This is a genomic window from Candidatus Kurthia intestinigallinarum (assembly GCF_003991225.1).
In the GTDB taxonomy this organism is placed as follows: domain Bacteria; phylum Bacillota; class Bacilli; order Bacillales_A; family Planococcaceae; genus Kurthia; species Kurthia populi.
Window position 1 is genome coordinate 17353 of sequence record NZ_JTFC01000007.1, and the last position, 23047, is coordinate 40399.

The 23047-nt window shown below is 38.9% G+C and carries 19 protein-coding genes; 17 read left to right on the forward strand and 2 right to left on the reverse strand.

Annotation, left to right across the window (positions count from 1 at the left end):
• Positions 1 to 52 precede the first annotated feature (52 nt).
• Positions 53 to 991: a class I SAM-dependent methyltransferase gene (locus QI30_RS01635; protein ID WP_126989210.1), complete on the forward strand. Its 939-nt coding sequence runs from the start codon at positions 53 to 55 to the stop codon at positions 989 to 991.
• A 54-nt stretch (positions 992 to 1045) separates the two neighbouring features.
• On the opposite strand, the gene QI30_RS01640 is transcribed toward QI30_RS01635, so the two are convergent.
• Positions 1046 to 1495 (reverse strand): universal stress protein, encoded by a 450-nt coding sequence (locus QI30_RS01640; protein ID WP_029499460.1) that lies wholly within the window; start codon positions 1493 to 1495, stop codon positions 1046 to 1048.
• A 280-nt stretch (positions 1496 to 1775) separates the two neighbouring features.
• On the opposite strand from QI30_RS01640, the gene ald reads away from it, so the two are divergent.
• A complete protein-coding gene (gene ald / locus QI30_RS01645) occupies positions 1776 to 2894 on the forward strand; it encodes an alanine dehydrogenase (RefSeq protein WP_126989211.1) in 1119 nt (372 codons plus the stop codon).
• A gap of 101 nt (positions 2895 to 2995) precedes the next feature.
• On the opposite strand, the gene QI30_RS01650 is transcribed toward ald, so the two are convergent.
• On the reverse strand, positions 2996 to 4078 hold the full coding sequence (locus QI30_RS01650) for a M24 family metallopeptidase (protein ID WP_126989287.1): 1083 nt from the start codon (positions 4076 to 4078) through the stop codon (positions 2996 to 2998).
• 218 nt (positions 4079 to 4296) lie between these two features.
• Here QI30_RS01650 and QI30_RS01655 point away from each other — a divergent pair, with 218 nt between their 5' ends.
• From QI30_RS01655 to pnpS, 15 genes are all read left to right on the forward strand, one after another.
• On the forward strand, positions 4297 to 4977 hold the full coding sequence (locus QI30_RS01655; RefSeq protein ID WP_126989212.1) for a metal-dependent hydrolase: 681 nt from the start codon (positions 4297 to 4299) through the stop codon (positions 4975 to 4977).
• 105 nt (positions 4978 to 5082) lie between these two features.
• A complete protein-coding gene (locus tag QI30_RS01660) occupies positions 5083 to 6393 on the forward strand; it encodes a DRTGG domain-containing protein (RefSeq protein WP_126989213.1) in 1311 nt (436 codons plus the stop codon).
• Between the two features lie 103 nt (positions 6394 to 6496).
• Positions 6497 to 7426 carry a DHH family phosphoesterase gene (locus QI30_RS01665; RefSeq protein WP_126989214.1) on the forward strand — a complete coding sequence of 310 codons (930 nt, stop codon included), beginning with the start codon at positions 6497 to 6499 and terminating at the stop codon, positions 7424 to 7426.
• Positions 7365 to 10523 carry a DNA polymerase III subunit alpha gene (gene dnaE / locus QI30_RS01670; protein WP_370323568.1) on the forward strand — a complete coding sequence of 1053 codons (3159 nt, stop codon included), beginning with the start codon at positions 7365 to 7367 and terminating at the stop codon, positions 10521 to 10523. The genes QI30_RS01665 and dnaE overlap by 62 nt, the downstream gene beginning before the upstream one ends.
• 127 nt (positions 10524 to 10650) lie before the next feature.
• Positions 10651 to 11295, forward strand: coding sequence for a FadR/GntR family transcriptional regulator (locus QI30_RS01675; protein WP_126989215.1), 645 nt, complete (start codon positions 10651 to 10653; stop codon positions 11293 to 11295).
• 3 nt (positions 11296 to 11298) lie between these two features.
• Entirely contained in the window at positions 11299 to 12162 is an 864-nt protein-coding gene (gene accD, locus QI30_RS01680) for an acetyl-CoA carboxylase, carboxyltransferase subunit beta (protein WP_126989216.1), read from the forward strand.
• Positions 12155 to 13111 (forward strand): acetyl-CoA carboxylase carboxyl transferase subunit alpha, encoded by a 957-nt coding sequence (accA, locus tag QI30_RS01685; RefSeq protein WP_126989217.1) that lies wholly within the window; start codon positions 12155 to 12157, stop codon positions 13109 to 13111. The genes accD and accA overlap by 8 nt, the downstream gene beginning before the upstream one ends.
• A 175-nt stretch (positions 13112 to 13286) precedes the next feature.
• Positions 13287 to 14243 (forward strand): 6-phosphofructokinase, encoded by a 957-nt coding sequence (gene pfkA / locus QI30_RS01690; RefSeq protein ID WP_126989218.1) that lies wholly within the window; start codon positions 13287 to 13289, stop codon positions 14241 to 14243.
• Between the two features lie 20 nt (positions 14244 to 14263).
• Positions 14264 to 16021 (forward strand): pyruvate kinase, encoded by a 1758-nt coding sequence (gene pyk / locus QI30_RS01695; RefSeq protein ID WP_126989219.1) that lies wholly within the window; start codon positions 14264 to 14266, stop codon positions 16019 to 16021.
• Between the two features lie 445 nt (positions 16022 to 16466).
• Positions 16467 to 17582: a citrate synthase gene (gene citZ, locus QI30_RS01700; protein ID WP_126989220.1), complete on the forward strand. Its 1116-nt coding sequence runs from the start codon at positions 16467 to 16469 to the stop codon at positions 17580 to 17582.
• Between the two features lie 132 nt (positions 17583 to 17714).
• Positions 17715 to 18977: an NADP-dependent isocitrate dehydrogenase gene (icd, locus tag QI30_RS01705; protein WP_126989221.1), complete on the forward strand. Its 1263-nt coding sequence runs from the start codon at positions 17715 to 17717 to the stop codon at positions 18975 to 18977.
• Positions 18978 to 19064: 87 nt separating this feature from the next.
• Positions 19065 to 20003, forward strand: a complete 939-nt coding sequence (mdh, locus tag QI30_RS01710) for a malate dehydrogenase (RefSeq protein WP_126989222.1) — start codon at positions 19065 to 19067, stop codon at positions 20001 to 20003.
• 142 nt (positions 20004 to 20145) lie between these two features.
• Entirely contained in the window at positions 20146 to 20586 is a 441-nt protein-coding gene (locus tag QI30_RS01715) for a MaoC family dehydratase (RefSeq protein ID WP_126989223.1), read from the forward strand.
• Between the two features lie 49 nt (positions 20587 to 20635).
• Positions 20636 to 21343 (forward strand): response regulator transcription factor, encoded by a 708-nt coding sequence (locus tag QI30_RS01720; RefSeq protein WP_126989224.1) that lies wholly within the window; start codon positions 20636 to 20638, stop codon positions 21341 to 21343.
• Entirely contained in the window at positions 21343 to 22806 is a 1464-nt protein-coding gene (gene pnpS / locus QI30_RS01725; RefSeq protein ID WP_126989225.1) for a two-component system histidine kinase PnpS, read from the forward strand. Before QI30_RS01720 ends, pnpS begins: the two co-directional genes overlap by 1 nt.
• Positions 22807 to 23047 lie beyond the last annotated feature (241 nt).

Below are 23047 nucleotides of genomic sequence, written 5' to 3' on the forward strand. Positions count from 1 at the left end.
CATTTTTGGATGAGGACATCTTTTTCACGTTTAAAGGAGAACTTACTTAAAAATGGAAAAAATAGAACAATTATTTACGTTTATCGATAGCACAGCAGGGAGTGTACAAGAGGCTAAAAATGTATCTTATTTAGAAGGTGTATTAGCCGCATTAAATGGCTGGTTAGATGGTGAAAACGTACCAGAAGGCGAATGGGAACGCAATGACATTCGTAAAGGAATTCAATTATCCTTATTAAAAGGTATGCGAGAAAGTGCGCAAGTCAATCATCAAATGACACCGGATTCTCTAGGATTACTAGTAGGTTATTTAGTGGAACAATTCTTTGAAGAACAATTAACGAAAAAAGAAATAATTACAATGCTTGACCCAGCTGTTGGGACAGGGAACTTATTACTAACGGTTATGAATTTAATTGGTGATCAAGTAACAGGGGCGGGTATCGAATTAGATGATTTATTGATTCAACTTGCAGCAGCTTCTGCAGATTTACAACAGCAGCCAGTGGCGTTGTACCACCAAAATGCTTTAATGCCCTTATTAATTGACCCAGTAGATGCAGTTGTTTGTGACGTGCCGGTTGGTTACTATCCAGACGAAGAGTATGCAAACGCGAATTATACAATTCATGCAGAAGAAGGCATGACGTATGCGCATCATTTATTCATTGAAAAATCAATCAATCAATTACGTGACGGCGGCTATGCATTCTTCTTAGTGCCAAGTATGATTTTTGAATCTGAGCAAGCACGTCAGCTATTTACGTATATTAAAACAAATACGTGGATTCAAGCGGTTATTCAGTTACCTAGCACATTATTTAAAAAAGAACAAATGGCAAAAAGTATTTTTGTTGTGCAGAAGAAATCAGCTACAGAAAAACCTGTAAAAGATGTGTTATTAGCAAAAGTGCCGAGCCTATCAAACCCACAAGCATTAGAGCAATTTTTCGCTCGTGTGCGTCAGTGGAAAAAGGACGAAGAAAAATAATAAAAGAGGATGCCATCCCCGGCATCCTCTTTTTTTGTAGCTTTAAGGCAATTATTAAGCGTCTAATTCGCTTGGTGTACGAACAACTAATACGTCGCATTTTGCTGAGCGTACGATGTTAGCTGATACAGAACCGATTAGGAAACGTTCTACTGCGTTAAGACCAGTTGCACCACAAATAATTAAATCTGCTTCTGTTTTTTGAGAGATTTCTTTTGTAATCATTGTTTTAGGAGAACCGTATTCGATTACAGCTTCAGCTTTAACACCAGCTTGTTCTGCTTCAGCTTTGTATTCGCTTAATTTTTCTTCAGCAAATTCTTTCGCACGTTCTTGGATTGAACGGTCGTATGCTTCGATTGCAGCGAATGAACGTGTATCAATGATATTTACTAAGTGTAATGTTGCATCATTACGTTTTGCTACTTCCACTGCTTTGTGAAATGCATATTTCGCTTCATCTGAACCATCTACTGCTACTACGATATTATTATAAGTTGCCATAACTAAATTCCTCCCTACTCGTTATATCCACATTATAACATTTTCTTTTGTAAAAGATAGGCTAAAAATTAACAGATAATTGAAGAAATATTGAACTTTATTGGTGATAATATTTTAATGCTATAGTAAATAGGAAATAGAAATAACTAAAACTTCTTTCAACCATTATTTTGAAATAGTTGATTAAAAAGGATGTACAAAAAAACACCACATGTTACAATGGAATTGCTTAACCACTATGGAAGCGCTTACTAAAGAAATTATTGGAGGCTTGACGCAAATGATTATTGGTGTACCTAAAGAAGTTAAAAACAACGAAAATCGTGTAGCAATGACGCCTGCGGGGGTAGTTCACTTAACAACATTCGGACATGAGGTTGTCGTGGAAACAAATGCCGGTGCTGGTTCAGCGTTTACAGATGAAGAGTATGTAGCAGCAGGGGCACGTATTGTTGATACGGCAGCAGATGCATGGAATGTTGATATGGTCATGAAAGTAAAAGAACCGATTGAGCAAGAGTTTGGTTTCTTTAGCGAAGGATTAATTTTATTTACGTATTTACATTTAGCTCCAGAACCTGAGTTAACAAAAGCATTAGTTGATAGTAAAGTGACAGCCATTGCATACGAAACAGTGCAGTTAGCGGATGGCTCACTACCACTATTAACACCAATGAGTGAAGTGGCTGGTCGTATGGCAACACAAATTGGTGCTCAGTATTTAGAAAAAATTCATGGTGGTAAAGGGATTTTATTAAGCGGTGTCCCGGGTGTTGAACGTGGAAAAGTAACAATTATTGGTGGCGGTCAAGCTGGTGAAAATGCGGCGAAAATTGCTGTAGGTATGGGGGCTAAGGTAACAATCTTAGACATTAATCCAGCTCGTTTACGCGAATTAGATTTAATTTTTGGTAGTGATGTACAAACATTAATGTCCAATCCATTTAATATTGCACAATCTGTAGCACAAGCTGATTTAGTTGTTGGTGCTGTATTAATTCCTGGAGCAAAAGCACCAACGCTTGTAAGTGAAGAAATGATTCAAGCGATGACACCAGGCTCAGTTATTGTCGATATTGCGATTGATCAAGGTGGTATTTTTGCGACAACGGATCGTGTGACAACACATGATGACCCTACGTATGTAAAACATGGGGTTGTTCATTATGCGGTAGCGAATATGCCAGGTGCAGTACCTCGTACATCAACAATTGCATTAACAAATGATACAATACCGTATGCGGTGCAAATTGCGAATAAAGGATATGAACAAGCACTGCTTGATAATGAAGCATTGAAAAAGGGCTTAAACGTAGCAAATGGTTATGTAACGTTTGAAGCGGTAGCAGAAGCACTTGGCTATGATTATATTTCAGCAGATGTTGTATTAAATCATTAATATAAAAGAATAATTATAAAAAAAGAAGGACTTGCGCGTTGGGGCAAGTCCTTCTTTTTGTTGGAAAATAATAATGGAAGTAAGGTCAGGTGTTTATTTCATTATTTTGGTTCGATGATTTGTAATTCTTTCGGGAATGATGTTAATACGTCTACACCATCAGCTGTTACATAAACGTCATCTTCAATACGTACGCCAGCTGCATCGCCTTTGTAAATGCCTGGTTCGATTGTGAAGACCATGCCTTCAACAACCTCTTTTTCATTTGCACCGTGCATTGAGGGTTCTTCATGTACGCTAATACCTAAGCCATGGCCCATACGGTGTGTATAATATTCGCCGTAACCAGCATTTTCGATAACATCGCGAGACGTTTTATCTAAATCCATTGCGCGAACACCTGGTTTAACCGCATTGATTGCTGCTTCATTTGAGGCACGTACTGCTTCATAAATTGCGCGTTGTTCATCATTACGTGGTTCGCCAAATGCGACTGTACGCGTGATATCAGAACAATATCCTTCATAGATAACACCTAAATCAAATAATACTAAATCACCTTTTTGGATTTTTGTATTACCTGGTGTGCCATGTGGAGAAGCAGCATTAAGACCTGTTAATACCATTGTATCAAATGACATGTAGTAGCCCTTTTTCAAAATTGCTGTTTCGATTGCAGATAAAACTTCGATTTCTGTTTTACCTTCTGCTAATTCATCACAACCAACTTGAATGGCATAGTCTGCTAATTTGGCAGCTTCACGCATTTTTTCAAGTTCGTCAGCAGATTTTACAAGGCGCATACCTGCAATTTTGGCATCTAAACCGCTAATTGTTACGCCAGAGAAAATCGCTTCTAATAATTCTAAACGTTCTACAGTTACGTGTGATTTCTCAATTGCTAAAGTTTGAACTGTTGCGTATTGGGCTGCTGTATTCTTTAAGATTTCCCAAGCATTTTCTTTGTCATCATGACCTACCGCTTTAAAGTTCCAACCAGTTGCTAATGCATCAGGTACTTCCATTTTAGGGCAAATCATAAATGGATCTGCATCTTTAAACACCATTACACCAAGTAAGCGCTCATGTGGATCGCTTTTAAAGCCTGATAAATAAAATACGTTATCTGGTGTTGTGATGAATGCTGCATCGATATTTTGTTCTTTTAAATAAGTTTGAATCATTTCTACTTTAGTAGCCAATGAAAAACCCTCCTTATGAAAATTGAGTTGTCCTCACACATAATGGGTATAAGGTAAAAGGACCGTTTTGTTCTGACCTTTTATGTTATATACAAAATGCTCACTTCATAGTGTATCAAAAAAAAGGAAAAATGAATAACGGCAACGAATTAAATATAGTAATGAAGGTATTAAAAAAAGTTTTACTAGGAGGCATAAAAATGAAAGTAAGTTATCATGGACATTCAGTAGTAAAAATTGAGACAAATGGCAAGACAATTTTAATTGACCCATTTATTAACGGCAATGATCTAACCGATTTAAAGGTGGCTGATCAAAAACCGGACGTTATTATTTTATCTCATGGCCATAATGATCATGTTGGCGATACGGTTGAAATTGCAAAAGCGAATGATTCACTTATTATTGCACCAGATGAATTATGTACATTTTTATCTTGGAAAGGCTTAAAAACACATCCGCTACATATTGGTGGCGCCGCGCAGTTTGATTTTGGTAAAGTGAAGCTGACACAAGCATTCCATGGCTCCTCTTATACAACAGAAGATCAGCAAATTGTTTACACAGGGATGCCAGCAGGGATTTTATTATTTATTGAAGATAAAACGATTTATCATGCAGGCGATACGGCTTTATTTAGCGATATGAAGTTAATTGGAGAACGTCATCCAATCGATTTAGCTTTTTTACCGATTGGGGATAATTTTACAATGGGACCTGAAGATGCGGCGACAGCAGTTGAATTTTTGAAACCAAAAACAGTTGTGCCAATTCACTACAATACGTTCCCATATATTAAACAAGATCCACAACAATTTGTAGAGTTAGTTCATTCTTCGGAAGTGAAAGTGCTTTCAGCTGGAGATGAAGTAGAACTATAACAGAAAATCAGCGGAATTACAGCTTTTTCGCTGCCAAAACTACGTGATTGTTGTTAAGTTATGGTACACTAAAAGGTAGAAAGACGTTGGAAATTAGGTGATTTTTTGGTTACAAAACATGAGAAAATTATTCAGTACATCGAATCTCTACCAGTAGGTGACAAGATTTCAGTACGTCAAATCGCAAAAGACATGGCTGTAAGCGAAGGAACAGCATATCGCGCGATCAAAGAGGCGGAAAATAGAAGACTTGTTAGTACGATTGAGCGTGTAGGAACGATTCGTATTGAAAAGAAGAAAAAAGAAAATATTGAACGGTTAACGATGGCGGAAATTGTTAATATTGTGGATGGACAAGTTCTTGGTGGCAAGGGCGGTCTACACAAAACATTAACGAAATTCGTTATTGGTGCCATGAAAATGGACGATATGATGCGTTATACAGATGCCGGGAGTTTATTAATTGTCGGTAACCGTAGTGATACGCATGAAGCGGCATTAAAAGCTGGCGCAGCTGTATTAATTACAGGTGGCTTTGATGCATCGGAAAGTACAAAACAATTAGCAGATGAATTAGAATTACCGATTATTTCATCAAGTTATGACACGTTTACAGTTGCTACAATGATTAATCGAGCCATCTATGATCAATTAATCAAAAAAGAAATTCTGTTAATTGAAGATATTGTCGTAGCCATTCAAGATACCTCTTATTTAAAGGTAAATGCGACGGTTGAAGATTTCAATGAATTGAATTCAAAAACAACGCATGGTGGTTATCCAGTCGTTGATAAGCATCAAAAAATCGTGGGGATTGTGACGTCAAAAGACGTAATTGGTAAGCAAGAAAATGAATCAATTGACCGTTTAATGACGCGTAATCCGATTACAGTTACAATGAAAACAAGTGTCGCAACAGCTGGTCACCGTATGATTTGGGAAGGCATTGATTTATTACCAGTTGCAGATGAGCATGGTGTTTTACAAGGTGTTGTCAGCCGTCAAGATGTTTTGAAAGCATTGCAAATGGCACAGCGTCAGCCACAACATGGTGAAACAATCGATGATTTAGTGAAAAATGAAATTCAAATGTCTGAAGATTTCATGGATACAGTTGTTGATTTTACGGTGACACCACAAATGACGAATCAGTTTGGTGCCATTTCAAATGGTGCATTTACAACACTATTAGTAGAAGCAGGTGCGCAGGCGTTGAAAAAAACGAAGCGTGGTGAAAGTCTCGTTGAAAATATGACGATTTACTTCATGAAACCTGTTCAAATGGAAAAACAAGTACGTGTCGTACCACGTATTCTGAATTTGAGCCGTAAAGTGGTTAAAATGGATTTTGAAGCATTTTCTGATGATGTACTTGTCGCAAAAGCAATGATTACATTCCAATTGTTAGAACGCTAAAACATAAAAAAGTAGGCAATTTCGACTTTATCGAGGTTGCCTACTTTTTAATACCAAGGTTTTCCTTTAAAATGAAAGAAAAAGATGTTAGGGAGATGATTTTATGAAGCAAGAGATTATCGGGAAAATTGAACAATATGATACGATTATTATTCATCGTCATGTACGTCCAGATGAAGATGCATATGGCTCACAATTAGGATTAGCATCATTATTACGCACGAACTATCCACATAAAATGATTTATACGACAGGCTTACATAGTGCACCGCTTGATTATTTAGGGAAACCAACAGGCGTAGATGATACGGCATATGAGGGAGCATTAGTTATCGTAACGGATACAGCGAATACAGACCGTGTAGACGATCACCGTTATACAACGGGTGCTTATTTAATTAAGATTGATCATCATCCAAATGAAGATAAGTATGGTGATATGCGCTGGGTGAATATGGATGCGAGCTCATGTTCAGAAATGATTTTTGATTTGGCTAAAACAGCTGAATGGACATTAACCGCTGAATCAGCACGTTATTTATTCGCCGGAATTGTAGGGGATACAGGGCGTTTCCAATATCCAAGTACAACTGAATTAACATTTAATACAGTTGCAGAATTAATTGACTATGATTTTGATCGCTCGGCATTATTTAATGGCATGTATGAAGTATCATGCAATGTATTACAACTACAAGGTTATATTTATCAAAACTTTTCAATGGACGAAAATGGTGCAGGATACATCAAGCTAACGAAGGAGCTATTAGCGCAGTTTGATGTAACGGTTGAGGAAACCAATAATCTTGTCCCTTCACTAGGAAATGCAAAAGGTATTGTTGCATGGGCAATGTTTGTAGAGGAGGACGATCAAATTCGTATTCGTTTACGTTCAAAAGGCCCAGTAATCAACACAATTGCGAAACAGTTCCGCGGAGGTGGTCACCCTGTAGCAGCGGGAGCGACGATTTATGATTGGTCAGAAGCGGATGATGTTATTCAAGCGATTGAAGCGTTATGTAAACAGCAGTAAAAGAAAAGAGGTTGATACGATGAACGTCGTCTATACAGAAATAGTTACGGCCGCGGATATGTTACAAAGTACGATTCGTATCGATGAATTGACACAAAAAATGACACAGCAACAGGTCCAATTGGCAGCAATCACCAATTCAAAGCTTTATGGTGTGCTGCCTTTTTGGCATGCGTTAAAAAATGCAGGTTTGTCGCCGGTTATTGGCTTAACATTGCATGTAACAGTGTCACAACATAGAAGACAGCTCATTGTTTATGCGAAAGATGTCCAAGGTTATGGGCAATTATTAAAATTATCATCTGCTAGTTCGTTACGTGAACATGGAGATATTCCACTTAAATGGCTACAAGGCTACCGAGTAGGATTAAAAGCAATGATACCATTATGCGATGCAACATGGTTAAGTGACCCGAAAGAAGATTTAGCAACGTTAAAAGCTTTATGGCTAGAAGATTGCATTGCTGGAGTCGCGCGTCCTGGGGGGCATAAATCGATAGAAGAAACGTATTACGAGGAACTTTGTAGTAATTTGAATTTACCGATAGGTGCGACCCATAGAAGCACATTTTTAGAAGAAGAAGATGTATTGGCATTTGAAATTGCGCAGGCAATTGAAAGTGGTCAAAAGTTAAATGAGCGAGAAGCATTGGAAGAAACCGCTCGTTATCAATATGTACCAACGGCGCAGCAACTAACGGAATGGTTTATAGATCGCCCCATGTGGCAAACACAAATTTATGATTTTTTAGCAGATTGCCAATTAGAGTTGCCGACTGTGACATTTCATATGCCTAAATTCCCATTAGCTGAAGCGGAAACCGCGGAAAGTCGCTTAAAACAGCAATGTGAAGCGGGCCTTGTCAAACGCTTTGGACAAATTACAGCGGATTATGCGGAGCGACTACGCTATGAATTATCAACTATTAATAAAATGGGCTATGCAGATTACTTTTTAATTGTGGCTGATTATATTGAGTATGCGAGAAAGCGCGGGATTTTAACAGGACCCGGTCGTGGGTCATCAGCAAGCTCCCTTGTTGCGTATGCAATGCGAATTACAGATATTGATCCATTAAAATATGGCTTATTATTTGAGCGATTTTTAAATCCAGAGCGTGTGACGCTACCGGATATTGATGTCGATTTCGCCGATCATCGTCGACAAGAAGTTATTCACTATGTAGCTGAAAAATATGGCGCAAATTATGTATCGCAAATCATTACATTTGGTACATTGTCTGCAAAAGCAGTGTTACGTGATGTAGGGCGGATGTTTGGCTTAACAATGGAAGAATTATCACACTTATCTTCTCTTGTACCATCTAAGCCAGGTTCTACCCTTAAACAGGCATTAGCAGAAGGCGGTCTTAGACAGTGGCGTGAGCAAAGTCCACAGCATGACAGCATCGTTTCGGTAGCACTTCGTTTAGAGGGACTACCACGAAATGCTTCTACTCATGCGGCAGGTGTCGTATTGTCACCGGAGCCACTTGTTGAAACAGTGCCAATCGAAAAAGGGCATGAAGGATTGTATTTGACGCAGTGGCCAATGCAAGAAGTAGAGCAAGTAGGCTTATTAAAAATGGACTTTTTAGGCTTGCGTAATTTAACAACCCTTGAAATGATTCGAAATATGATTTTTGCGGACACTAGGAAAACATTAAAATTCGAAAAAATCCCATTACATGATGCTAAAACATTTGAATTGCTACGTCGTGGCGACACATTAGGTGTATTCCAGTTAGAGTCGACTGGTATGCGAGAGGCATTACGGGAAATCGCACCAACGCAGTTTACAGATATTATTGCAATCAATGCATTATATCGTCCAGGGCCAATGGATTTTATTCCGGTTTATGCACGTCGTAAGCATGGTATAGAAACGGCCGAAATGCCACATGAAGCATTGCGTCCTATTTTAGCTGAAACGTATGGTGTCATCGTGTATCAGGAGCAAATTTTACAAATTGCCAGCCGCTTTGCTGGTTTTACCATGGGCGAAGCGGATTTATTACGCCGAGCAGTTAGTAAGAAGAAACGTGAAACATTAGATCAAGAGCGTGCACATTTCGTTAAAGGAGCTTTAAAGCAAGGCTTTGATCAAGATATTGCAAATAATATCTATGATTTAATCGTTCGTTTTGCGGATTATGGGTTCCCAAAATCCCATTCTGCTGCCTATAGTGTAATCACATATCAAATGGCCTATTTGAAAGCGAATTTTGCACCATACTTTTATGCAGCCTTACTGTCTTCGGTTCTTGGAGATAAAGACAAAACAACAGCTTTTATGCAAGAGATGAAGGAGCGTGGCATTAAGCTATTACCACCATCGATTACGAAAAGTGGCAAGGGATTCCATGTTGAAAATGGGGATGTTCGCTTTGCATTAGGCGCGATACGGGGCGTGCCTAATGCATTTTTAGAGGAACTAAATTATTTGCGGAAAAACGAGCGTGCTACATGGACCAATTTATATGCGATGGCTGCAGATTTTCCAGCAAAACAATTTAAAGAAGCAGCGCTTGAGCCATTAATTAAAGCGGGCGCATTCGATGAATTTGGAAAAGACCGCGCCGTACTTTTAGCATCGATTAAAGGGGCCATTGCACAAGCTACTTTACAGTCAGATTTAGCAGATGAGAGTGAAGATTTTCAAGATATTGCTTTATTTGGAACACCTAAGTACGCAAAAGCAGAAGCCATGACAGAAAAACAAAAGCTAGAATACGAAAAAGAAGTGCTCGGGTTTTATTTATCACCACATCCTATTATGTCGTTAAAAAAATCGCTTAGTATTGATAGTGTAACGACAAAAGATATTAGTTATGCAAATGCAGATTCTCATGTTCAATTGATTGCACTTATACAAAGTAAAAAACAGATTCGTACAAAAAAGGGAGAGCCAATGGCCTTTTTGCAATTAGAAGATGAAGAAGGAAGTATCTCATCAACACTATTCCCACGCGATTATGCAGCGGTGATGTCATGGGTTGAAGAAGAGATGACGGTTATTGTACGTGGTAAAGTAGAACGACGTAATGGTAAGAGCCAACTCATTATCAAACAAATTGAACGTATTTTAGAAGTTTAAATTACTACTAGGTATTAAAAACTGTGCTTTTGGCACAGTTTTTTCTTTACGAATGGAATATTTTTCGGTATGCTAATAAAAAGTGGTCAGACCACTTTTGTTAGCTATTTGCTAAGGAGAGATCGGGATGACAGAAAATCAATCAAAATCAAAAGTGTTTATTGAAACAGTGAATGACTTAAAAGGAATTATTCAAGAAGAAGGAATTAAACCAGGTGATAAATTACCTTCAGAGCGTGTGTTAGCGGAACGACTAGGTGTGGGGCGTTCGTCGGTTCGTGAGGCACTGCGTAGTATGGAATTACTTGGCTTAATTCAAACGCGCCAGGGTGGAGGCACCTATTTATCGGATTATCGTAATCACCAACTTGTTGAAGTGCTTGCACAGTTTATTTTGCCAGATGAAGCTGGAAGTGGTTATGTTTTTTCAACACAGCGCATTTTAGAGCGTGATGCTATTTGTATGGTAGCGCTGGATGAAAACCTATGTAAATCGCCGGTATGGGAAAGTCTTTTACATAATGTAATCGAAGGTCAAACGGTCATGCGTGAAGATATTATTCGCGAAATGATTGTGGCGACGAACAATCGTCTTGTTTATAAAATTTGGTTATTGCTAAATCAATATGCACTTCGTCCGTATCAAGGTACTACGACGGAGAACGAAAAAGTTCATTTAGAGCGATTTTTAAGCAATTTACGAATGGGCCAACCTGCCTTAGCGCTTGAAGCGTATGAGGAATGGATAGACACATTAGCGAAGGAGCGATAGTTTATGAATATTCGAGAGATTTTTAAAAAAGGCAAAAAGAAAAAACATTTTGCAATGCCGCATGATGACGCGCGTTTAACGGAAGATTTGTTAAACTGTGAAAAATGTAATCATGTAATGAAAAAAGCAGATTTTACGGAAGTATTTGGGGTATGCGACCGTTGTGGCCATCATCATAAAATGCATGCACAAGATCGCTTGGCAATTACGCTAGATGAAGGCTCATTTGTGGAGTTAGATGCTGCGTTAGATTCAGCCAATCCATTAGAATTTCCGGGTTATCTTGAAAAAGTAAAAGCTGATCAACAAAAAACAGGCTTAACAGAAGCGATTGTTACAGGAAAAGGTAGAATTGGCGGCGAACAAGTAGTTGTTGCTGTAATGGATGCTCATTTTCGCATGGGATCGATGGGATCAGTTGTAGGGGAGAAAATTACACGTGCAGTGGAAACAGCAACGGAACTTGGGGTACCGTTTATTATTTTCACAGCAAGTGGTGGCGCACGTATGCAAGAAGGGGTATTGTCATTAATGCAAATGGCAAAAACAAGTGTTGCGCTTAAACGTCATGCGGATAAAGGGTTATTATTTATTTCAGTAATGACGCATCCAACAACAGGTGGTGTGTCAGCAAGTTTTGCATCAGTAGGAGATATCAATTTAGCAGAACCACAAGCTTTAATTGGCTTTGCAGGTCGTCGAGTGATTGAACAAACGGTACGCGAGAAATTACCAGATGATTTCCAAACAGCAGAGTTTTTATTAGAGCATGGCCAACTAGATGCCATTATCGAACGTAAAAATATGCGTCAAACATTAAGCACATTTGTGAAATTACATACGAAAGGGGCAGCACATCATGGCTAAGCAACCGCTATCATTTGAAAAACCATTAATTGAGCTACGTGCCAAAATTGATGAATTAAAAAAATTAACGACAACAGAAGCGCTAGATTTTAGCGAAGAGATTGCACAGCTAGAACAGCGCTTCAGCGTTCTTGAGAAAAATATTTACACAAACTTAAAACCTTGGGACCGTGTGCAAGTAGCACGTATGGCAGATCGTCCAACAACGCTTGAGTATGTGGAATTTATTTTTGATGATTTCATTGAGCTACATGGTGATCGTCAGTTTGGCGATGATGCAGCAATCGTTAGTGGGATTGCGACATTGAACGATGTGCCTGTTACAATTATTGGTCATCAACGTGGCCGTGATACAAAAGAAAATGTCCGTCGTAACTTTGGGATGCCACACCCAGAAGGCTATCGCAAAGCACTACGCTTAATGAAACAAGCAGAGAAATTTAATCGTCCAATTGTGTGCTTTATTGATACAAAAGGCGCTTATCCAGGTAGTCAAGCTGAAATGCGTGGGCAAAGTGAAGCAATTGCACGTAATTTAGTCGAAATGGCGGGCTTAACTGTACCGGTAATTAGTATTGTCATTGGTGAAGGGGGAAGTGGTGGCGCACTAGCATTAGGTGTTGCCAACCGTCTGCATATGTTGACGAATTCAACATTTTCTGTTATTTCACCAGAGGGGGCAGCTTCTATTTTGTGGCGTGATGGCTCAAAGGCACAGCAAGCCGCAGAGGCAATGCGTATTACAGCGCCCGATTTAAAAGATATGCATATTATCGATGAAATTATTCCAGAAGTATTAGGTGGGGCACAAAAAGACCCGAAACAGCAAGCTACATTTGTGAAAGAAACGCTCGAAAAGTCCTTAACAGAGCTGTTAGCGCTTTCAAAAGAAGAATTAATTGAGGACCGATATAAAAAATATCGAGAAATCGGTATTTTTACACAATAATTATTTCCAAACTGACAAGAAATCGGTATGATAGAACATAGAGAGAGATGTTAGACCTCATACGAGATATTTCTCGTATAAGCTCTAATTATCTCGTTGAATGATTCGGCTGAGTCATAGCAAACTGCTATGTTCAGCCCATCTTTGTTTTAACTGACTATTAGGAGGTCATCCTATGAAGAAAATTGGTGTTTTAACAAGTGGTGGCGATTCACCAGGTATGAATGCAGCCGTACGTGCAGTTGTTCGTAAAGCAATTTATCATGAAATGGAAGTCGTTGGTGTTTACCAGGGCTACCAAGGATTGATGGAAGGCGAATTTAAACTACTTGAAATCGGTGATGTTGGGGATATTATCCAACGCGGTGGTACGATGCTTCATTCTGCTAGGTCATTGGAATTTAAAGAAGACGAAGCGCAACTGCAAGCAATTGAGCGTATGCGCGCAGCAGGTATGGAAGGCCTTGTCGTAATCGGTGGAGATGGCTCTTATCGCGGGGCATTAGCACTGAGTGAAAAAGGTTTCCCTACAGTAGGTGTGCCAGGGACGATTGATAATGATATTCGAGGCACGGATTATACGATTGGTTTTGATACAGCATTAAATACAGTAATTGAAGCAATTGATAAAATCCGAGATACGGCTACATCACATGATCGAACATTTGTTATTGAAGTAATGGGGCGTGACGCGGGAGATATCGCCTTATGGGCAGGTTTAGCAGGTGGTGCAGAAACCATTCTTGTTCCTGAAGAAGCGACAAATATTGATGAAATGGTCAAACGTTTGCAACGTGGTAAAGAACGTGGTAAAAAACATAGTATTATTATCGTGGCAGAGGGTGTTATGTCAGCGAATGAACTGAAAAACATTCTATTGGACAAAGGTATTGATACGCGAGTTTCTGTATTGGGTCATATTCAACGAGGTGGTTCACCAACAGCGCGTGACCGTGTGTTAGCAAGCATGATGGGTGCACATGCGGTAGAAGTGTTAATGAATAATGTCGGAGGCCGTGCCGTTGGTATTCGTAATCAAGCGGTGGTAGACTATGACTTGAAAGAAGTATTTGAAACAGAACATCATTTAGATCAAGCAATGTTTAAATTATCAAAAGAATTATCCATCTAACTTACGGGAGTGTTCAACGAATGAGAAAAACAAAAATTGTATGTACAATCGGTCCAGCAAGTGAATCACATGAAACGTTAGTAAGCTTAATTGAATCAGGTATGAATGTTGCACGTTTAAACTTTTCACATGGTTCTCATGAGGAGCATGCGGCACGTATTCAAGCCATTCGTCAAGCCGCAAAAGAAACAGGCAAAATTGTCGGTATTTTATTAGATACGAAGGGTCCAGAAATTCGTACAAATAATATGGAAAATGACGCGATTGAACTTGTAACAGGTCAAACAATTGATATTTCAATGACAGAAGTGCTTGGCACAACAGAAGTATTTTCAATCACATATGAAAAATTAATTGAGGATGTTCACGAAGGTTCTGTCATTCTATTAGACGATGGTTTAATCGAATTACACGTAACAGGAACTGACAAAGAAAAAGGCTTAATTCACACAACAGTTGAAAATGCTGGAACATTAAAAAATAAAAAAGGTGTAAACGTACCAGGTGTATCTGTTCAACTTCCAGGGATTACAGAAAAAGATGCGGCAGATATCGAATTTGGTATTGAACAAGGCGTTGATTTTATCGCAGCTTCATTCGTTCGTCGTCCATCAGATGTATTAGAAATTCGCGAATTATTAGAACGTCATGATGCACATATTCGTATCATTCCAAAAATCGAAAATCAAGAGGGTGTCGATAATATTGATGGCATCTTAAAAGTTTCAGATGGTTTAATGGTAGCACGTGGCGACTTAGGTGTAGAAATTCCTGCAGAAGAAGTACCAGTCGTGCAAAAAAGCTTGATTCAAAAATGTAATAAACTAGGGAAACCAGTCATTACAGCAACACAAATGTTAGATTCAATGCAACGCAATCCTCGTCCAACACGTGCAGAAGCAAGTGATGTGGCAAATGCAATTTTAGATGGGACAGATGCAATTATGCTATCTGGTGAAACAGCTGCTGGTTTATACCCTGTAGAGTCTGTTCAAACAATGCATAAAATTGCATCACGTATTGAAGATACATTAAATCACAAAGAAATCGTACGTGCGCGTAGCAAACAAAATGGTGCAACAATGACAGAAGCAATTGCACAATCAGTTGCGTATACATCATTAAACTTACAAGTGTCAGCTATTTTAGCGCCGACAGAAAGTGGTGCAACAGCACGTGCTATCGCGAAATATCGTCCTGGTGTGCCAGTTGTTGCGGTAACTTCATCTGATGTGACGAGCCGTCAATTGACACTTGTTTGGGGTGTACAACCATTAACAGCGCCAAAAGTTACGTCTACCGATGAAGTCTTAGAATTAGCTGTACAGAAAGCACTTGAAAGTGATGTTGTAAAATATGGTGATTTAGTTGTTATTACAGCAGGTGTACCAGTTGGTGAAGCGGGTACGACGAACTTAATGAAAGTGCATATGATTGGCGATAAACTCACAAAAGGTCAAGGGATTGGTCGTGCTGCAACAAACGGTAAAGCACTTGTAGTGAAAAACGCAGCAGAAGCTTTAACCGAAGATGCGACTGGTCGAATTATTGTAACGATTGGTTCAGATCGAGAAATGATGCCAGCAGTTGAAAAATGTGCCGGATTAATTACAGAAGAGGGCGGTTTAACATCTCATGCAGCAGTTGTTGGTTTATCATTAGGTATACCAGTAATTGTGGGTGTAAAGAACGCAACAACTGTTATTGAACAGGGCCAAGAAATTTCTATGGATGCAACTTCAGGTGTTATTTACAAAGGGTATTCAAGTATTCTATAACAACCAAAATATTATAATAAAAAAGCGAATGGTCAAAAAAGATCATTCGCTTTTTTGCTGGATTTTAAACGTAGAACGACTAGGAAAAAAGTGGACAATCGAGCAACAATAATGTTTATAACAGCATATAAAAACATTTATAGATGACGTAATAAGCAAGGTATATAGTGTGTGAAAAGTTACTTTTTATATAAAAAATTACATTAAAACCCATTTGAGTTTTATATAACCATCTTGAAATTTACGATTTTTTCTAGAAAAAATCGTATTTCTCTACTAAAAACGCCAAATTTATTAAATGATTAGTTTTAATTCACAAAGCCGTCAAAATTGATTATAATAATTCATGTAAGCGATTTACTTATAGAATCATATAATTTTTTTGGGGTAATAAGTGGGAACATTTATTACAAATACTTATGATATGAATAGGAGCGATATTACTATGGCATCAACAAAAGGTTTAGAAGGTATCGTAGCAGCAGAAACAAAAGTAAGTTCAATCATTGATGATAAATTAACATACGTTGGTTACAGCATCGACGATTTAGCTGAAAATGCATCATTTGAAGAAGTGGTATTCTTACTTTGGAACACTCGTCTTCCAAATGCTCAAGAATTAGCAGAATTAAAACAACAATTAGCAGACAACATGGAAATCCCAACTGCAATCGTTGATTTATTCAAATCTATGCCACTTGATCAAGTGCATCCAATGGCTGCTCTACGTACAGCGATTTCAATGTTAGGAACATTCGATAAAGAAGCAGACGTTATGGAAACAGAAGCAAACTACCGTAAAGCAATTCGTTTACAAGCGAAAATTGGTACAGTAGTTACTACTTTTGCACGTGTGCGTAACGGTCAAGAACCAATTGCACCTAAAAAAGACCTTAGCTATGCAGCTAACTTCTTATACATGCTAAAAGGTACTGAACCTGAAGCTATCGAAATCGAAGCATTCAACAAAGCGTTAGTTCTTCACGCTGACCACGAATTAAATGCATCAACTTTCACTGCACGCGTATGTGTAGCTACTTTATCTGATATTTACTCAGGTATCACTGCTGCAATCGGCGCATTAAAAGGTCCATTACACGGTGGCGCTAACGAGCAAGTTATGAAAATGTTATCTGAAATTGGTTCAGTAGACAATGTTGAATCTTACATTCAAGATAAATTAGATAACAAAGTTAAAATCATGGGATTCGGTCACCGCGTATACCGTTCTGGTGATCCTCGTGCACCACACTTACGTAAAATGTCTGAAAAACTTACTAAATTAACTGGTAAACCAGAACTTTACGATATGTCAGTGAAAATCCATGACATGATCTGGGAACAAAAACACTTACCTGCAAACGTTGACTTCTTCTCAGCATCAGTTTACGATTCATTGGAAATCGAACATGATTTATTCACACCAGTATTCGCTGTATCACGTACAGCTGGTTGGTCTGCACATATTTTAGAACAATATGCAAACAACCGTTTAATCCGTCCACGTGCTGAGTACGTAGGACCTGGTTTACAAAAGTACGTTCCAGTTGAAGAACGCTAATAACTTAGCGAATTTTCGCTCAAATGCGAAATGCTTCAAATAGAACTGTATGATATAATGTAATAGTCAGTGGGCTTGTTCCTTATTGGACCAAGCCCATGATTATGATTAACTTTAGGAGGCGCAATTTACATGGCAAAAATTACTATGGAAAACAACGGTGTGTTAAACGTACCGAACAACCCAACAATCCCATTCATCATCGGTGACGGTATCGGTCCTGATATCTGGCACGCAGCTTCACGCGTTATTGACGCAGCTGTTAAAAATGTTTACAATGGCGAAAAATCAATCGAATGGTTAGAAGTTTTAGCTGGTGAAAAAGCATTCAACGCTACAGGCGAATGGTTACCACAAGAAACTTTAGACAAAATCAACGAATACTTAATCGCTATCAAAGGACCTCTTACAACTCCAATCGGTGGCGGTATCCGTTCACTAAACGTAGCATTACGTCAAACTCTTGACTTATATGTATGCTTACGTCCAGTACGTCACTTCGAAGGTGTTCCTTCTCCAGTTAAAAAACCAGAAGACGTTGACATGGTAATCTTCCGTGAAAACACTGAAGATATCTACGCTGGTATCGAATACAAAGCTGGTTCAGACGAACAAAAGAAGTTATTAAACTTCTTACAAACTGAACTAGGTGTTAACAAAATTCGCTTCCCAGAAACTTCAGGTTTAGGTATTAAACCAGTTTCTAAAGAAGGTACAGAACGTCTAGTACGCGCTGCTATCAATTATGCAATCGATAACAACAAACCAACTGTTACTTTAGTACACAAAGGTAACATCATGAAATTCACTGAAGGTGGATTCAAACAATGGGGTTACGATTTAGCTGCAAACGAATTCGGCGATAAAGTATTCACTTGGGCTCAATATGATGCAATCGTTGAAGCTGAAGGTACTGAAGCTGCAAACGCTGCACAAGCTAAAGCTGAAGCTGAAGGCAAAATCATCGTAAAAGATTCTATCGCTGATATCTTCTTACAACAAATCTTAACTCGCCCTAAAGAGTTCGACGTAGTAGCTACAATGAACTTAAACGGCGACTACATCTCTGATGCATTAGCTGCACAAGTTGGTGGTATTGGTATCGCTCCAGGCGCTAACATTAACTACGTAACTGGTCACGCTATCTTTGAAGCTACTCACGGTACTGCTCCAAAATATGCTGGTCAAGACAAAGTTAACCCATCATCAGTATTACTTTCAGGCGTATTAATGCTTGAACACTTAGGCTGGCAAGAAGCTGCTGACGCTATTACAGCATCAGTAGAAAAAACAATCGCTTCTAAAGTTGTAACTTACGACTTCGCACGTCTAATGGATGGCGCTACTGAAGTGAAATGCTCAGAATTCGCTGACGAATTAATCAAAAACCTTTAATCCTTAAGGGTTATAAGAGGTGAAGCTTGCTTCATCTCTTTTTTTATACTCAATTACCATTTTATTGTAGAATAGGAGGATTTTAATATGTCTCATAAACGTAAAAAGATTTCTATTATCGGTAGCGGGTTTACCGGATCTACAGCTGCTTTTTTAGTAGCGCAAAAAGAACTTGGTGATGTGGTGCTAGTCGATATTCCACAAGCAGAAAATCCAACAAAAGGAAAAGCGCTTGATATGGCAGAGGCTGCACCAATTTTAAGTTTTGATTCACAAGTAACAGGAACAGCTAATTATGAAGATACAGCAGATTCAGATGTTGTCATCATTACAGCAGGGATTGCTCGTAAGCCCGGAATGAGTCGTGATGACCTTGTGAAAACAAATCAACGTGTCATGGAATCGGTAGCAAAAGAAGTGGCTAATTATTCGCCAAATGCCATTTTATTAGTATTAACGAATCCAGTGGATGCGATGACCTATACGGTTTATAAGGCATCTGGTTTTCCTAAAAACCGAGTGATTGGACAATCGGGTATTTTAGATACGGCTCGTTTTCGTACCTTTGTAGCAGAGGAGCTAAATATATCGGTGAAAGATATTTCAGGCTTTGTTTTAGGTGGGCACGGAGATACGATGGTACCGCTTGTTCGTTATTCTTATGCCGGTGGTGTACCACTGGAATTATTAATCGATAAAGAGCGACTAGACGCTATCGTGCGACGTACACGTGTCGGTGGTGGTGAAATTGTTAACCTCTTAGGTAATGGTTCTGCTTACTATGCACCTGCTGCCGCGATGGTAGAAATGGCAGAAGCCATTTTGAAGGACCAACGCCGCATTTTACCGACAATTGCTTATTTAGAAGGTGAATATGGACAATCAGGTATTTATTTAGGTGTACCGACAATTTTAGGTGCAGAAGGCATCGAAGAAATCATTGAACTACCACTGACAGATGAAGAGCAGCAGGCATTGAATTATTCAGCAGATGCAGTAAAAGATGTTATGCAGGCATTAGATTAAGTAGCAAAAAAGGTTGGGCCGCCTGCTCGACCTTTTTTGTTGGCCTAAATGTTAGAAAGTAAGTAATGCAACACTTGTGCTCGATTTTTCATCCTATAACTGATACTATAAAAACAGAGTAGGAGAGAGGAGGCTGGATACTATGTTATTAGGTAAAAATAACCGCATTGGTAAAACATTTGAGCAAGTAGAGGTTGGCGATTCTATTCAAATTACAGAAAAAATTGAAGACCAGCAATTACTGCTCTATTTAGGGTTAACAAATGATAGCAATCCGTTATTTATTCAACATGATTACGCAAGTCGAACGGAATTTGGACGTCCAATTGTACCGACTGTCCTATTAAATGGCATTATTACGTCAACAATATCAAAATATTTGCCAGGTCCAGGCTCGCGAATTATGGAGCTTGCACTACAGTTTCCCGGTATCCTCTATCATTACGAAACGATTCATATCGTCTTAAACGTCATCGATAAGCGGGAATCGATTCAAGGAATTATGATTCATGTTGAAGGACGTAACCTATCGACAGATGAATTAATTGTGACTGGAACGGTAATCGCAATACCACCTAAATGAGTGAATTTGAGATGGGGGTTTCAAACGAACATTTTGGAGGCAAACAAACATGACAAATAAAATTTTAGTAGTAGAAGACGAATTAGCAATTTCAACATTATTACAATACAACTTGAAACAAGCAGGTTATGAAGTCATTCAAGCTTTTGATGGACAAGAGGGCCTTAATAGAGCAGTGGCAGAATTACCTGATTTAATTTTGCTTGATTTAATGCTTCCTAAAAAAGATGGTATGGAAGTATGCAAAGAATTACGCATTCAAAAAATTGGTACACCTATTATTATGCTAACAGCAAAAGACGATGAGTTTGATAAAGTGTTAGGACTCGAATTAGGCGCGGATGATTATATGACAAAGCCATTTAGTCCACGAGAAGTAGTAGCGCGTGTAAAAGCGGTGCTACGTCGCTCAAAAGTGCAGGAACAAACGACAGAAGTTGAACGTGAAAAGACGTATCATATTGGTGCGTTAAGTGTTTATCCAGACCGCTTTGAAGTAACATTAGATGGTAAGGAATTAGAGTTTACGCCAAAAGAATTCGAGTTACTTGTTTATTTGTTAGATAATAAAAATCGTGTATTGACGCGAGACCAATTACTAAGTGCAGTATGGCACTATGATTTTGCGGGCGATACACGTATTGTAGATGTACATATTAGCCATTTGCGTGATCAAATTGAAGAAAACAGCCGTAAGCCTAAATTTATTAAAACGATTCGTGGGTTGGGCTATAAATTTGAGGAGCCCAAAGGATAATGAAATCAATGCGAGTACGCTTATTAACAGCGTTTGGTTTCTTGTACGCAGCTGTGTTAGCAAGCCTAGGTTTTGGTATCGGTCAATTATTACCTGCTTATATTGATACGACAATTGAAAAGCGCCTTTCTGCAAGTGATGCGCTATCACAGGCTACTAATCGCCAAGTCCATGATGCATTATCATTTTGGCTTGTGTTAATTGGTGCGCTCATTGTAGCATTTATTGTACTAATGCTACTTAGCAATCGTATTTTGCATAATGTGACGTCTTCTGTCGACCATGTGACGAATACAGCTTTAGAATTAGCAAAAGGAAATTACCGTGCGCGTGCTTATGAATCTGCAGAAGCACCGACTGCTTCATTAAGTAGCTCCATTAATGTGCTAGCCCGAAATTTACAAGATATGATGATGACGCGTGAGATTGAACAAGAGCGTTTAAAAACACTGATTGAAAATATGGGCAGTTCGTTGATTATGATTGGACGCGAGGGCGATATTTCTGTCGTCAATCGTGTGTTTTTAAAGCTATTTGAAAAAGAATATGATGAAGTGACTGAGCATGTATTCCGGGATTTAGGTATGCCACTTGAGCTCGAAGAATTTGTTGACCATGTCTTTATGACAGAAGAAGCGTATCGCCAACAAATTCAGATTCCGCTTGATGGTGGAATGCGTCATATGGAAGTGTATGGTGCGCCAGTAATTGGGGAGCATGGGCACTGGCTAGGTGTGGTCATTGTCATGCATGATATTACAGAGCTTAAAAAGCTAGAACAGGTTCGTAAAGATTTTGTTGCCAATGTCTCACATGAATTACGCACACCGATTACGTCGATGAAAGGCTTCTCCGAAACATTGCTTGACGGCGCATATAAGGATGAAGAAACATTACTAACATTCCTTGAGATTATGAATCAGGAAAGCAATCGTCTTCAAATGCTTGTCAATGATTTACTAGAGCTTTCGAAGCTTGAAAAACATGGCTTTCAGCTAGATTTATTGCCGACAAGTTTGAATGATTTAGTGAAGCGAGCAGCAGAGATGTCTGCACAGCATCTTGAAGAAAAGGAAATGATACTACAGGTTGAAGCACCCGATGACATTGTTATATTAGGTGATGCGAATCGTTTGATGCAAGTTATTGTGAATTTATTATTTAATGCCATTAACTACTCGCCTGAGCACACGACGATAACGATGCGACTAAGTGACAATTCGAAATTTGGCATTTTAGAAGTGAAAGATGAAGGGATTGGGATTGCGAAAGAAGAAATTCCGCGCGTCTTTGAACGCTTTTATCGTGTTGATCGTGCGCGTAGTCGAAATTCAGGTGGTACAGGTCTGGGCCTGGCGATTGTGAAGCATTTAATTGAAATTCATCACGGTAAAATCCAGGTTGAAAGTGAAGTAGGCCAGGGTACAACGATGCGTGTTATGCTACCGAAAATACCATCTTAACAATATCTTTACAATTCGTTTATAAAGTCTTCAAAGAGTATTGGTACTATAAATAGCGAAGGCCCCCTTCAAATTCCCTTTTATTCAGACGATCCCCTTGTTGCCAATTGGTAATTTTGCGTCTGGAGCTACTTGTGTGTGGCGAAAATCGTGACGAAATCGCAGACGGACAGAAACGAGGGTGTTCTGTGACGAGAACGGCTGCTATTTTTTCACCATTTGACCGGTAGAAGTAACCGAG

Coding starts and splice junctions, on each gene's coding strand:
- QI30_RS01665 (WP_126989214.1), top strand. CDS start 6,497: ATGAAGCAAGAGATTATCGGGAAAATTGAACAATATGATACGATTATT.
- pfkA (WP_126989218.1), top strand. CDS start 13,287: ATGAAGAAAATTGGTGTTTTAACAAGTGGTGGCGATTCACCAGGTATG.
- QI30_RS01650 (WP_126989287.1), bottom strand. CDS start 4,078: ATGATTCAAACTTATTTAAAAGAACAAAATATCGATGCAGCATTCATC.
- accD (WP_126989216.1), top strand. CDS start 11,299: ATGAATATTCGAGAGATTTTTAAAAAAGGCAAAAAGAAAAAACATTTT.
- dnaE (WP_370323568.1), top strand. CDS start 7,365: ATGATTGGTCAGAAGCGGATGATGTTATTCAAGCGATTGAAGCGTTAT.
- QI30_RS01715 (WP_126989223.1), top strand. CDS start 20,146: ATGTTATTAGGTAAAAATAACCGCATTGGTAAAACATTTGAGCAAGTA.
- mdh (WP_126989222.1), top strand. CDS start 19,065: ATGTCTCATAAACGTAAAAAGATTTCTATTATCGGTAGCGGGTTTACC.
- pyk (WP_126989219.1), top strand. CDS start 14,264: ATGAGAAAAACAAAAATTGTATGTACAATCGGTCCAGCAAGTGAATCA.
- QI30_RS01640 (WP_029499460.1), bottom strand. CDS start 1,495: ATGGCAACTTATAATAATATCGTAGTAGCAGTAGATGGTTCAGATGAA.
- accA (WP_126989217.1), top strand. CDS start 12,155: ATGGCTAAGCAACCGCTATCATTTGAAAAACCATTAATTGAGCTACGT.
- QI30_RS01655 (WP_126989212.1), top strand. CDS start 4,297: ATGAAAGTAAGTTATCATGGACATTCAGTAGTAAAAATTGAGACAAAT.
- citZ (WP_126989220.1), top strand. CDS start 16,467: ATGGCATCAACAAAAGGTTTAGAAGGTATCGTAGCAGCAGAAACAAAA.
- QI30_RS01675 (WP_126989215.1), top strand. CDS start 10,651: ATGACAGAAAATCAATCAAAATCAAAAGTGTTTATTGAAACAGTGAAT.
- QI30_RS01635 (WP_126989210.1), top strand. CDS start 53: ATGGAAAAAATAGAACAATTATTTACGTTTATCGATAGCACAGCAGGG.
- icd (WP_126989221.1), top strand. CDS start 17,715: ATGGCAAAAATTACTATGGAAAACAACGGTGTGTTAAACGTACCGAAC.
- ald (WP_126989211.1), top strand. CDS start 1,776: ATGATTATTGGTGTACCTAAAGAAGTTAAAAACAACGAAAATCGTGTA.
- pnpS (WP_126989225.1), top strand. CDS start 21,343: ATGAAATCAATGCGAGTACGCTTATTAACAGCGTTTGGTTTCTTGTAC.
- QI30_RS01720 (WP_126989224.1), top strand. CDS start 20,636: ATGACAAATAAAATTTTAGTAGTAGAAGACGAATTAGCAATTTCAACA.